Below are 13,251 nucleotides of genomic sequence, written 5' to 3'. Positions count from 1 at the left end.
GGCGAGCAGTGCCAGCCGCCAGCCCAGCAGCAGGGTGAGGGAGGTGAGCCCGAGAAAATGGACCTCCAGCCCCTCATGCAGACCGGCCCTTAGATACCAGAGCGGCACCAGCGCGATGGCACTCCCCAGCAGCAGGTGCTGATAGAGGGGGTTGTCATGGAGGGTTTGCCACAGAGAGCGGCGCAGGCTGAAGGCCAGCAGTACCAGCCAGATCAGGAGGGCGGCGAGTTGTCCTTCACTCATCTTGTCGTCCATTCATGCAGTAGAGTCCGGGCGGCCTTCCCGACCGCCCATAGCAGAGCAGGCTGACGAGTCAGCCTGCTTTTACCATCAATATTTGACGTTGTTGTGGTACTTGCCGAGGATGCCCTTGACCCGTTCCATGGTCTCCTTGCTGGGGGGCTTGATCCCGCTCAGCTCGTACGGGTCGCCCAGCACGTCCCACTTGTGTTTGCCCAGCTCATGGTAGGGGAGCAGCTCCACCTTCTCCACGCTCTCGCCCAGCTCGGCGATAAACTGACCCAGCCCCTCGGCGCTCTCGTCGTCGTCGCTCCAGGTCGGTACCACCACGTAGCGGATCCACATGGTCTTGCCTTTGGCTGCCAGATAGCGGGCAAACTCCAGGGTGTATCTGTTGCTGACGTGGGTCAGTGGAATGTGTTTCTCGTCATTGATCTGTTTGATGTCGAGCAGCACCAGATCGGTCTGGTCGAGCAGCTTGTCCACCTGTTCGTCGAGATGACGGACGAAGCCGTTGGTGTCGAGACAGGTGTGGATCCCTTTCTCTTTGCAGGCGGTAAAGAGTTCGGTAATGAAAGCCGGTTGCAGCATGGCTTCACCGCCGGACGCTGTCACGCCACCGCCGGAGGCATTCATGAAGTGGCGATAGCTGGTGATGTCACTCATCAACTCCGGTACGGTCACTTCGCGGCCACCTTCGGTATCCCAGGTATCGCGGTTGTGGCAGTACTTGCAGCGCATCAGGCAGCCTTGCATGAATACGATAAAGCGTATTCCCGGGCCATCGACAGTGCCGCAGGTTTCGACGGAATGGATCCGGCCAACGGTGCCGTGAGCTCCGGCTGGCTGGCTGATTTCAACGGCAGGGATCCGATTAATGACAGACATAAACAACTCCAACGATTCGAGCAGGCCGTTATTTTATTACATAAACCCCTATTGATCCTACACCTTTAGTCCGGCGCCCGGCTGCCAAGCAGCTGCTCCAGTCCCTTGACGGTGAGCGGCCGACTGGTGAGAAACCCTTGATAATGCTGGCATCCCAGCGCTTTGAGGATGGCCAGCTGCGCCTCCTCTTCCACCCCTTCGGCGGTGACGGTAAAACGGAAGACCTGGGCCAGATCGAGTATCGCCTTGACGATGGCTCTGTCCTGTTCGCTGTGTACCAGGGTCTGAATGAAGCTTCTGTCCAGCTTCACCTCGTCGGCGGGCAGATCCCGCAGATAGGCCAGCGACGAGTAGCCGGTGCCGAAGTCATCGATGGAGATGAGGATGCCGAGCTCCTTGAGCTGGCGCATTCTGGCAATACTCTCCTGCCTATTCTCCAATACTACCGATTCGGTCACCTCCAGCAGCAGGCGGGAAGGGGGCACACCGGTATCGCGCAAGATGTACTCCACCTGTTGCACGAAGCCCTGGGTGTGGAACTGGCGGGCACTGACGTTGACCGACAGATGGGGGATCTGCAGGCCACGGTTGAGCCAGAAGCTGTATTGGGCGCAGGCGGTTTTCATTACCCAGTAGCCGATCTCGAGGATCAGGCTGGTCTCTTCGGCGATGGGGATAAACTCCCCGGGTGGCACCATGGTGCCGTCGCTGCGCTGCCAGCGCAGCAGCGCCTCGATACCTGACAGCGAGCCATTGTCGACCCGGTATTGCGGTTGATAGTGGAGTTGCAGCTCGTGATGACGCAGGGCATCGCGCAGTTCATTGGTGAGGGTCAGCCGGTTCTTCTCGTGCTGGGCCATCGCCTCGGTAAAGAAGACGTAGTGGCCCTGACCGGCGCGCTTGGCCATGTGGGTCGCGGTGTCGGCCTGTTGCATCAGGACCAGATGATCCGTCTCGTTGCCGGAGAAGAGGCTGATCCCCACCGAGGCGCTGCAGTGCAGTTTGTGATCGCCGATGTCGAACGGGGTGCGAAACAGCCCCATCAGCTCGCGGGCGAAGTGCTCTGCCAGAATTTTGGCGGTGACTTCCCCTTGTCCCAGCTGGGTAAAGAGCAGGGCAAACTCATCCCCCGAGATGCGCGCCTGCACCAGATTGTCCTGGGGCAGCTCCCTGAAACGCTGCACCACGGCCTGCAGCAGCAGATCGCCGCAGGCGTGACCGAGGGAGTCGTTGATCGACTTGAAGTTGTCGAGATCCACCAGCAGCAGGGCGCCCCACTGGCCGTTGGAGGCGCTCAGGGTCTGCTGCAAAATATGGTTGAGGCTGCGCCGGTTGTGCAGACCGCAGAGATCGTCGTAGTAGGCGAGCTGCTCGATATGTCTGGCCGCCTCTTTTTCCTGGGTGATGTCGTAGAAGCTGCAGATAAAGTGGCTGAGCTCCCCCTGCTCATCCTTGACGCCGTTCACCATCAAGCGCACCGGAAAGAGGTGACCATCCTTGTGCAGGCAGCGCTCTTCCCCGAGCCAGAACTCCTGCTCGTTGACGGTGCGGCTGACATCTTCTTTGAGATGATCCCCGTAGTAGGTGGGGCGCAGCTTGCGAATGGAGTGACCGATCACCTCTACCTCGCCAAATCCGGTGATCCGGCTGAAGGAGTGGTTGACCTTGAGGATGATGCCGTTGTGATCCATCACGATCAGCCCATCGTGGGTATTAAAGGCTACCTCGGCCAGTCGCAGGGCATCGTCGGTGGCGAGGCGCTTGAGTTCGATGGCGGCCCGCTCGTGCTGACTGCTCAACAGATCCAGAAGCTGTTCGGGCTCCTCAAGGGGGGTATCGAGCAGCAGGGTGATCTGGCCAATGGGGGCGCCGCTCTGGCCATGGAGCGGAATGCCGATGTAGGCGCTGGCATTGAGGGCCAGCAGCCGGGTCGCTTTGGGATAGCGCACGGGCAGATCTTCCACATAGATGGCCTGACCATGCTGGAACAGCTCCTGAGCGGGGCCGGGGTCGAGCTGGATGGGCTTGAGGGTGGAGCAGATCTCCTCGTTGATGACGCAGCGGGGGATGATCCAGAGATCCTGACCGCGGGGCTGGAACTCGCCGATCCAGCCCACCCGGGCACCGCTGGCGCTCATAGCCCAGCTTACCAGCGTCTTGCAGTAGTCGATGCCGGTCTGCTGGTGCAGTTCGGGCGGGAGGGCCAGCTCGGCGCGGTGCTCTTCCGGTTGCGGTTGCCAGTGGCCGAGCAGCTGGGCGCTGCTGCGCACCAGCTGCAACATCTCCTCGCTAAGCGGGGTGGGATCGAGATACTCCAGACTCAGCACCCCGAACAGCTTGTCCTGCTCCAGCAGGGCACCATCAAGGCGTGAGCGCACACCGGCACTGGTCAGATAGAGGTGATTGCTCAGCATCGGCTGGTGGGCGGCTTCCGAGAAGCTTAACGATTTGCGGGTACGCAGGGCGCGGATATAGCGGCTGTCGCCACGAATGGGATAGATGCCATCAACACCCAGAGTAAAGACGGGCGTGAGTTGCTCGCTGCCGAGATCGCCGTTGGCCTGATAGTGCCAGAGGATGAGCCGATCGGCCCCCAAACTCTCTTTAAGGGCCTCGAGCAGGGGCGCATACTGTTGCTGGCTCGCCATCTGGCTGAGGCGCGGCAGTTGCAATGCCAGATCGGTGATGGGCTCCTGGCGAAGGTTCTGCAGACAGATGAGCCAGAAGCCATCCTGCTCGTGGGCGAGGGCGATATGCCACAGCTGGCTGGCAAAGCGCACTGTGATCTTGCCGCCATGGCCGTTGACCAACAGTTGTTCGATGGGCAGGCGCAGGGCATCGGGCAGCTGGGCAGGCCAGGGGGCGCGCGGCTCATCGAGCCAGTAGAGCGGGGTTTGCATCACGTCGGTCAGGGCGACCAGCCGTTGACTGCGCAGGTCCAGACGGAAAAAGAGCGGCGTCTGGAGGGCAGGAGGAAGATGACTGAGTGCGGTAGACGACATGAACAAACAACATCCTGTTAAGCAACCGTCGGGGTTGCAAGAATACTGCAAAATGGTGCGAAACAAAATTTCATTGAACTCTAAATTAGAAAAGTCTAATTTATTGCCTGTTATCATGTATGAGGAGTCTTGCAGATGAAACGGATCCTGATTATCGGTGGTGTCGCGGGGGGCGCATCGGCGGCGGCTCGTGCTCGTCGTTTGAGTGAAGAGGCAGAGATCGTGATGTTCGAGCGGGGCGAGTTTGTCAGCTTCGCCAACTGCGGTCTGCCCTATCACATCGGGGGCGATATCCCCGACCGGGATGCCTTGCTGCTGCAGACACCCCAGAGCTTCAAGCGCCGTTTCAACGTCGATGTGCGAGTCTTCCACGATGTGATCGAGATAGACAGGGCAGGCAAGACATTGCTGGTGCGCAACCTGCAAACCGGTGAAGAGCAGCGTGAACCTTATGACGTGCTGCTGCTGAGCCCGGGCGCCGCGCCGATCCGGCCGCCTTTCCCCGGTATCGATAGCCCCCGGGTGCATACCCTGCGCAATATCCCCGATATGGACCGGATTCTGGCCTCTCTTCACCACGATCAACCGCGTCACGTCACCGTGGTGGGCGGCGGTTTTATCGGGCTGGAGATGATGGAGGCGCTGCATCAGCGCAAGCTGGATGTCACCCTGCTGGAGCTGGCCGATCAGGTGATGGCGCCGGTGGACAAGGAGATGGCCAACATGCTCCATGCCAGCATCCGGGAAGAGGGGATCGACCTTCGCCTGCGCACCGGCCTCACTGCCATCGAGAGTCTGGATCTGCCTGCCGAGAAGACCTCCGCCGTGCCGACCTCCAACAGCGGTGGCCTGCGCCTGACCCTCAATGACGGTTCCCATCTTGATACCGGTCTCTTGATCCTCGCCATCGGCGTCAAGCCGGAAACCCTGCTCGCCGCCAAGGCGGGGCTGGAGCTGGGGCCACGGGGCGGCATCAAGGTGGATGCCGGGATGCGTACCTCGGATCCCTTCATCTACGCGGTGGGGGATGCGGTTGAAGAGATTGACTTCGTCACAGGCGAATCTGTGCTGATCCCGCTGGCGGGCCCCGCCAACCGGCAGGGGCGCATCGCCGCCGACAATATGCTGGGCCGAAGCGAAACCTACAAGAAGACCCAAGGCACCGCCATCTGCAAGCTGTTCGATCTGGCGGTGGCCAGCACCGGCCTCAACGAGAAGCGACTGGTGCAACTGGGATTGCCGTTCGAGAAGGTTTATGTCCACCCGGGCAGCCACGCCGGTTACTACCCCGGCGCCCATCCGGTCAGCCTCAAGCTGCTGTTTGCCCCGGATGGCAAGATTTACGGCGCCCAGGCCATCGGCAAGGATGGCATCGACAAGCGCATCGACGTGCTGGCGGTAGCCCAGCGCGCCGGTCTCACCGTGTTTGACCTGCAGGAGCTGGAGCTCACCTATGCGCCGCCCTTTGGATCGGCCAAGGATGTGATCAACATGGCCGGCTTCGTGGCAAGCAACCACCTGAAGGGGGACACCCTGCTCTGCCACGTGGCCGAGGTACAGGCTCGTAACCCCCATCAGCTGGTGGTGGATGTGCGCAATGGCCCGGAGCTCGACAAGCTGGGCCGCATTCCGGGGGCACTGCATATCCCCCTCGACGAGTTGCGTGGTCGCCTCCATGAGTTGCCCAAAGAGAAAGAGCTGCTGATCAGCTGTCAGGTCGGGCTGCGCGGCCATGTCGCCTGCCGCTTGCTGAGTCAGCACGGCTTCAAGGTGAAAAACCTCTCCGGCGGCTTCAAAACCTGGCAGATGGCCACCGCCGTGTAACCGTTTTATTTCTGTGCCTGTTTGCCCCTCTCCCTTGTGCGTGCAAGATGAGGGGCTTTTTGTTTCTGCTTTTCGCCCTCCTTGCATTCCCTAATTGCAGCAATATTTCGACACACTTTATTTCCTGTGCTGGACAAAATTAACGTTTTGTTCAGGGGATGGGTGCTATAACCCCTGCCTCGTTCATGATGAACCGTGTAGTAGGGAGAGTGACATGCTGGATATGCTGATGGCCATTTGGCATCAGGATTTTGACGCCCTGGTTCAGATGCAGGCGGTACCCCTGCTGATCAGTTGCCTGATGCTGGTACTGCTGCTGGAGTCCGCATTCGTCTTCCTTCCCCTGCCGGGGGACAGCCTGGTACTGCTGGCCGGTGGGTTGGTTGGCATGGGGGTGTTTGGCCCCGAAGTGACCCTTCTCTATCTGCCGTTCGCTGCTGGCATTGGTTCCGTGCTCGCCTACTGGCAGGGACGGGCCCTGCAGCGCACCCGCTTTATGGATCATATCGAACGGATGTTGCCTCCCGACAGCCTGCCCAAGGCGACCCGGTTGCTGAAAAAGTACGGTTTTCTGGCGATGTTCTCCTCCCGTTTTATCCCGTTCGTGCGGGTACTGACCCCCATGCTGATGGGGATTGGCCGCCTGAGCGTGCTGCGGATGTGCGTGGCCAGCTTTGCCAGTGCCTTTATGTGGGCGCTCAGCCTCAGTTTGGTGGGCAAGCTGGCGATGAATACTCCCTTCTTCCTCCACCACAGCGAACTGTTGACCCGGGCTCTGTTGATTACCTCGCTGGTGCTGTTTCTGGCGGCCGTCATGGCCATCCTGTTTCGCTGGTTCAAAGGCGGAGCAAAAAACGAGACCAGCCACGACTAGATGACAACCCTTGCCGCACTGGATCAGTGGGCAAGGGGGGTCTCGTGCTGCAGGGGCGCGAAATTGTGCCCATCCGGGTAATGAGCTTTGTGTCGGGTGAGCAGGATGCCTTATCCTGTTTCCAGCCACGCTGCGTTTGCAGCGCTCCAACTCGGGATGGAACCTATGCGCCTCTTCGACTCTCCCTCTGCTTCTCACCGCTCTACCGCTGGAACCTGCACTCTGCGCCGCCGCTGCTCGGCCCTGCTGCTTTGCGGAGTGGTCGGTTTGCTGTCTGGTTGCGGCCCTGACAAGCCCACCAGCCAAGTACGGACCACAGAATCCACTGCGCAGCAGGAGGCCGGGGCACCAACTTCTGTAGTGCAGGCCAATGCCCGCCAATATCGCGATGCGCCAGCGCTGGCGCTGGTCTTCTCTGGCCAATTGGCGCCCAAGGCAAACTGGCAGAGCTGGCTTGAGGTCAGTGAAGGGGGCAAGCAGCTGCAGGGGGAGTGGATCCTCGCCGACGATGGTCGCACCCTCTATTTCCCGAACGTGCAGCCCGATAAAAGCTATGAGGTGAGCCTCAAGGCGGGGCTGGGCCCATCCTCCCAGAGTTGGACCCTCAAGACCCGGCCGCTGGAGGCGGGGGCGTCGTTTACTGCCAGCGGCATGGTATTGCCTCTGCGCGATGAGCTGCGCTTGCCCATCAGCGCGGTCAACGTGGATGAGGTCAATATCGACTTCTTCCGGGTCGATGCGGAATATCTGCCCCGTTTTCTGGCGGAATATCGCCCCGGTGCCGGCATGGGTAACTGGGAGCTTGAGCAGATCACCAAGCGGGCCAAGCGGGTGTTCAGCGGCCGCTATGCGCTGGAGCTCGATGCCAACCGGCGCGAGACCCGCCTCATTAATGTGAAAGAGCCGCAGCTGGCTGAGGCTGGCGTCTACTTTGCGGTAATGTCCCCCCTTGGCAACTACGACTGGCGCAAGGAGACCACCTATTTTGCGGTGAGCGACATGGGGCTCAGCGCCCGCCGTTACCGCGATCCGCTGGAGGTGTTCGTGAGCTCCCTGGCCAGCGCCGACCCGCTCAAGGATGTGCAGCTCTCCCTGCTCGACGAGAAGGGTAACCGGCTGCAGGTGCAAACCACGGATCTCCAGGGCCATCGTCGCTTCGATCAGGTGCAGGGGGCTCGCTTGCTGCTGGCCGAACAGGGCAACAATCTGGCGGTGCTGCGTCTCGATGGGGCGGCGCTCGATCTCTCCACCTTCGATCTCGGCACCCAGCCTTGGCAGGCCCAGCAGTTGTATCTCTTTAGCGGGCGCGACCTTTATCGCCCCGGCGAGCGGCTCGACAGCGAGATCCTGCTCAAGGGGCAGGATGGCCAGCTGCTGCCGGGGATGGCGGTGGAACTGGAGGTGAAACAGCCGGATGGTCAGCTGCTCGAACAAAAGCGGCTGCTGCCGGACAATTTGGGCGCGGCCCACTACGGCTTGCGTCTGCCGGATGATGCGCCGCTCGGGCGCTGGACCATTAACCTCAAGACCGCCGCTGGTAGCCGCTTCGAGTGGCCCTTTTTGGTGGAGGAGTTTTTGCCGGAGCGCTTGAAACTGCAGCTTGGCAAGGGGCCGGATGGGGAAGTGACGGATCCGTACGTCTCCCTCGCCCTGCCGCTGCAAGGGGACTATCTCTACGGTGCGCCAGCGAGTGCCACCAAGGCGAAGGCGGAGGTAAAAATCAGCCGTGCCAGCATGCCCTTTACCCAGTGGCAGGAGTTCACGCTAGGTGACGTACTGCTCGCCGAGCAGGCCAAGGATCTCGAGCCCCTCAGTCTCACCCTCGATGCGCAGGGGCAGGGGACTTTTTCGCTTGCTGATGAGCTCGACGGGGTGCGTGCCCTCGGGCCGCTGGAGGTGGCCTATCGGGTATCGCTCTCCGAACCCGGTGGCCGCGCCGTCAATCGCAGCCGCACCCAGTATGGCTGGCCCGCAGGCAGTCAGTGGCCGGCGCTCAAGGCCGACTTCGTGGCGGATCGGGTGGAAGGGGGCAAGCCGCTCCCCTTCCAGATCCTCAACCTCGATGAGCAAGGTCAACCGGTGGCGGGGGCGGTGAAGGTGCGCCTTATCAACGAGTACCGCGACTACTACTGGCACTACGCCGATGGCGAGGGGTGGAAGTACGAGTTCAACAGCCAGCCTTATCTGGAGCAGGAGCAGACCCTGCAGCTGGATGGCAAGGGGCCGACCCCCCTAAGCTTGCAACTCGCCGCGGGCTGGTATCGCCTCGAGGTGGAGAACAGTCAGGGCCATCAATCTAGCCTGCGGGTTGAGATCGGCAGTTACGCTTGGGGCGGCGGTGGCGAGCAGGCACGGCCCGACAAGATTGCCATCACCCTCGACAAGCGCGCTTATCAGGCGGGCGACAAGGCCAAAGTGACGCTGGTAGCCCCGCGCCCCGGCAAGGGCTTGCTGCTGGTGGAAGATGGCGACGGCCTGCGCTGGTGGCAGCGCATCGAGCTCAAGGGGGGCGCTGGCGATGCCAAGGATGCCCGCGGCGAGTTCGAGTTCCCGGTCAGCCCCGAGTGGCAGCGCCATGACTTGCATATCTCGGCCCAGATCGCCGCGCCAGACAGCGCCTCCAAACCGGTCAGCAGCCAGCAGGGGCAGAGCCTGCGCTCGGTCGGACTGGTGCCGCTCACCCTGGACCGGGAAGCGCGCCGTCTGCCGCTTACCCTGAGCGCACCGGACAAAGCCGTGCCGCTTACCCGGCTGGAAGTGACCGCAACCTCCACCCCCAATAGCCAAGGCCGTGTGGTGCTGGCGGCGGTGGATCGGGGCGTGCTCAATATCAGCGATTATCAACCCCTCGACCCGTTCGAGATCTTCTTTGGCCGCAAGCGCTTCTCCCAAGATTTGTTCGACAACTACGGCCAGGTGATCCCGCCGCAGGATGGCAAGCTGGCCCGCCTCAACTATGGGGGCGATCGGGCGCCGCTGAAAAAGGGCGGCGCGCTGGAGAGCCGGGTCGAGATAGCCGCACTGTGGAGCGGCGAGGTGAGTTTTGACCAGCAGGGCAAGGCGGTGATTCCGCTCGATCTGCCCAACTTCAACGGCGAGTTGGCGCTGATGGCGCTGGCTTGGAACGAACAGCAAGTCGGGGAGGCCGAGCGCGCCGTCAAGGTAGTAGCGCCCTTGGTGGCCGAAATTGGCTGGCCGCGCTTTGGCGCCAGAGGGGATGAGACCCGGGCGCTGGTGCAGCTGCGCAACATGAGTGGCGAGGATCAGACCCTCTCCCTTGCCTGGACCCTCAATGGCGGGCTCAAGGCAAACGGCGAGCTGCCCGGCACCCTGGCTCTTAAAAATGGCGAAGAGCAGTGGCTGACCCTGCCGCTCACCGTGACCGGGGCGAGCGGCGTGGCGAGCCTGCAGTTGGCGGCCAGTGGCAAGGATTTTGCCATCAGCCGCGACTGGACTTTGCCGCTGCGCTCCCCCTGGCCGGCCGAGACTCGCCAGCGTTACCAGATGCTGGCCCCCGGCCAACAGATGAGCTTTGTGCCAGCTGAGCTGGTCGGGCTGGATCGCGCCAACCTGCAGGGGCTGCTCAGCCTCTCCGGCACTCCCCCCTGGGATCCGGCAGCCCAGTGGCAGGCGCTGGCTGACTACCCCTACGCCTGTCTGGAGCAGACCTTGTCCCGTGCCTGGCCTTACTTGCTGACCACGACCGATGAGCGGGCCGCCTGGAGCAAACCCGCAGAGGGCAAGAAAGCGGCGAGTGAGGCGGATGTGCAACGCGCCCTGCTACAACGGCTGCAGCGGTTGCAACTGCCAAGCGGCGGCTTTGGCCTCTGGGATGGTCGCTCCGACGAGGAGCAATGGCTCACCGCCTATGCCGCTGACTATCTGCTGGCGCGCAAGGAGGCAGGCGATGCAGTGCCGGAGGCGATGCTCAATCAGGCTTTGAACCGGCTGCAAAGCTATCTCACCGACAGCCAGTATGGTGAGCGCTGGAGCAGTGCCCCCGAGCACAGCCGGCTGGCCTATCAGGCCTACAGTGTCTATGTGCTGGCCCGGGTGGGCAAGGCACCGCTCGCTACCCTGCGACTTATCTGGGAGCAGCAGGCTGATCACGCTCGCTCCGGTTTGCCGCTCTTGCACCTCTCGCTGGCGCTCTCGGCCATGGGGGATGAGCAGAATGCCGCCAAGGCCCTCAGCCGGGCATTGGTGACCGAGCGTGGTGACGACTATCTCGGGGATTACGGTTCGCAGTTACGCGATCAGGCCCTTGAGCTCTCCTTGCTGCGTCAGCACAAGCTGGCTGCGGAGCGCTGGCCTGATCTCAGCGCCAAGGTAGCCGATACCCTGGCCCATCGTCAGTGGCTCAGCACTCAGGAGCGGCTCGCTCTGTTGCGACTGGCCCGTTTCGATCCTGCCGTCGACTGGCAGGCCAGGGTAACTTCCTCTCTTGGCAATGAATCCCTGAGCGGTTCGGCTCCGCTGCAGCAGGGCTCCCCCGAGGCACTGGCGGCGAGCACCGTCACCAACGAGGGCAAGGGATCCCTCTATGTACAGCGCACTCTGGTCGGTTACCCCGAACAGGCGCCAGCACGGATCAGCAAAGGGATGAGTGTGACCCGCAGCTGGTTCAACAGCGACGGTCAGCGGTTTGATCCCGCCACAGTGAAGGTGGGCGATCTGGTGGTGGTACGGCTCAATGTCAGCAGCGAATCGGCGGTGCCCGATGCCCTGCTGGTGGAGATGGTGCCCGCTGGCTTCGAGCTGGAGAACCCGGCCCTTGGCAACAGCATCAAGCTGGAAGAGCTCTCCATCGAGGGGAAACCGGCGTGGCAGAGCGAGTGGAACGACTATCTCAAGCATCAGGAGTTTCGTGACGATCGCTACACTGCGGCGCTGGATCTGAGTGCGGGGGGCAACCAGCAGCTGGTCTACCTGATGCGGGCGGTGACGCCGGGCCGTTATCAGGTACCACCGACCCAGGTGGAGGACATGTACCGGCCTGAGCTGCGGGCAGTGGGTGAGGATATTCACGAGGTGAGCATCTCTGAGTAATCTTCCCTCCCTCGAGCGGGTTCGCCCGCTCACTTTTTGGCAGCGTGGCTGGCTGAAATTGAGTCGCAGTGGCCGCGCTTGCTGGCGCTGGCTTGACCGTCTGCCACGCTGGCTGCGTTGCTCGGTGCTGGGCGTTGTAGCACTGCTGCTGTCATTGCTGGCGCTGGATCGACTCTTCCCGCCGCCGCCACTCGACCCTGCCTACGCACGGGTGGTGCTCGACATGAAAGGGCGGCCGCTGCGCGCCTTTGCCGATACCAGCGGCGTGTGGCGCTACCCCGTGACCCTGGAGCAGGTCTCCCCCCGCTATATCGAGGCGTTGCTGGGTTACGAGGATCGCTACTTCTGGCGTCATCCCGGAGTCAATCCGGTGGCCATGGTGCGCGGGGTCTGGCAGTGGCTGCGCTATGGGCGGGCTGTGTCGGGCGGCTCGACCCTCACCATGCAGGTGGCGCGTCTTATCGAACCCTACCACAGGAGCGTGCCCGGCAAGCTGCGCCAGATGGCGCGCGCACTGCAGCTTGAGTGGCACTACGACAAGCGCACCTTGCTCACCGTCTACCTCAACCGGGCGCCGTTTGGCGGCAACCTGGAGGGGGTGCAGGCGGCAAGTTTTGCCTATCTCGGCAAGAGTGCGGCCAAGCTGACCTATGCCGAGGCGGCGCTACTGGCAGTGCTGCCGCAGGCCCCCAGCCGCAACCGGCCAGACAGGCATCCAGAGCGGGCTCGCACCGCCCGTGACAAGGTGATGCTGCGACTGGTGGCACAGGGCGTCTGGCCCGAGCAAGTGTGGCAGGAGGGGCGTATCGAGCCAGTGCTGGCACGCGGTCACTTCACACCGATGGAAGCGCCGCTGTTTGCCCGCCTCGCCGCCGACAATCAGGCCGGGGCGCTGGTGCACACCACCATCGACGGCGATCTGCAACGCTGGCTGGAGGGACGGGTGGCGAGCTATATCCGTCGCTTCCCCGAGCAGACCTCAGCGGCGTTGCTCTTGGTAGACAACAAAACCATGGCGGTGCGCGCCTATGTGGGCAGCGCCGAATATGGCAACCTGCGCCGCCACGGTTACCTCGACATGGTGCAGGCGATCCGCTCTCCCGGCTCCACCCTCAAGCCCTTCATCTACGGTCTGGCGATGGATGAGGGGTTGGTGCACTCGGCCTCCCTGCTCTCCGATGCGCCGAGGCTCGGGTCTGACTATCGCCCCGCCAACTTTTCCGGTGCCTTTCAGGGGCCGGTGACCCTGACTCAGGCGCTGCAGCAATCCCTCAACGTGCCGGCGGTGCAGGTGCTGGATGCGTTGGGGCCGGACAAGCTGGTCAGCCGCCTCGACAATGCCGGGGTGAGGTTGGCGCTCTCCGACAAGCCCAA

At 62.4% G+C, this 13,251-nt stretch carries 7 protein-coding genes; 4 read left to right on the top strand and 3 right to left on the bottom strand.

The window, feature by feature from the left end:
• The 3 genes from AACS18_RS11560 to AACS18_RS11550 all read right to left on the bottom strand — a co-directional run.
• Window positions 1-243, bottom strand: a 243-nt coding sequence (locus AACS18_RS11560) for an energy-coupling factor ABC transporter permease (RefSeq protein ID WP_339373253.1), incomplete at its 3' end; no start/stop codon positions are given.
• A gap of 87 nt (window positions 244-330) precedes the next feature.
• Window positions 331-1,128 (bottom strand): pyruvate formate lyase 1-activating protein, encoded by a 798-nt coding sequence (gene pflA, locus AACS18_RS11555; RefSeq protein WP_005333994.1) that lies wholly within the window; start codon window positions 1,126-1,128, stop codon window positions 331-333.
• 65 nt (window positions 1,129-1,193) lie between these two features.
• A complete protein-coding gene (locus tag AACS18_RS11550; protein WP_108614314.1) occupies window positions 1,194-4,130 on the bottom strand; it encodes a sensor domain-containing phosphodiesterase in 2,937 nt (978 codons plus the stop codon).
• Between the two features lie 135 nt (window positions 4,131-4,265).
• Between AACS18_RS11550 and AACS18_RS11545 the strand changes: the two genes are divergently transcribed.
• The 4 genes from AACS18_RS11545 to pbpC all read left to right on the top strand — a co-directional run.
• A complete protein-coding gene (locus AACS18_RS11545; protein ID WP_108614313.1) occupies window positions 4,266-5,954 on the top strand; it encodes an FAD-dependent oxidoreductase in 1,689 nt (562 codons plus the stop codon).
• 214 nt (window positions 5,955-6,168) lie between these two features.
• Entirely contained in the window at window positions 6,169-6,828 is a 660-nt protein-coding gene (locus tag AACS18_RS11540; RefSeq protein ID WP_108614312.1) for a DedA family protein, read from the top strand.
• A gap of 165 nt (window positions 6,829-6,993) precedes the next feature.
• On the top strand, window positions 6,994-11,877 hold the full coding sequence (locus AACS18_RS11535; protein WP_258228925.1) for an alpha-2-macroglobulin family protein: 4,884 nt from the start codon (window positions 6,994-6,996) through the stop codon (window positions 11,875-11,877).
• Between the two features lie 52 nt (window positions 11,878-11,929).
• The coding region (gene pbpC / locus AACS18_RS23415) for a penicillin-binding protein 1C (protein ID WP_374956646.1) at window positions 11,930-13,251 on the top strand (1,322 nt) is incomplete at its 3' end.

Source organism: Aeromonas sp. HMWF015, assembly GCF_963878965.1.
GTDB lineage: Bacteria > Pseudomonadota > Gammaproteobacteria > Enterobacterales > Aeromonadaceae > Aeromonas > Aeromonas veronii.
This window is presented reverse-complemented; position numbering and strand designations above follow the sequence as displayed.

What these genes read in the sequence shown, in the direction of transcription:
- AACS18_RS11540 (WP_108614312.1), top strand. Translation starts at nt 6,169, where the DNA reads ATGCTGGATATGCTGATGGCCATTTGGCATCAGGATTTTGACGCCCTG.
- pflA (WP_005333994.1), bottom strand. Translation starts at nt 1,128, where the DNA reads ATGTCTGTCATTAATCGGATCCCTGCCGTTGAAATCAGCCAGCCAGCC.
- AACS18_RS11545 (WP_108614313.1), top strand. Translation starts at nt 4,266, where the DNA reads ATGAAACGGATCCTGATTATCGGTGGTGTCGCGGGGGGCGCATCGGCG.
- AACS18_RS11550 (WP_108614314.1), bottom strand. Translation starts at nt 4,130, where the DNA reads ATGTCGTCTACCGCACTCAGTCATCTTCCTCCTGCCCTCCAGACGCCG.
- AACS18_RS11535 (WP_258228925.1), top strand. Translation starts at nt 6,994, where the DNA reads ATGCGCCTCTTCGACTCTCCCTCTGCTTCTCACCGCTCTACCGCTGGA.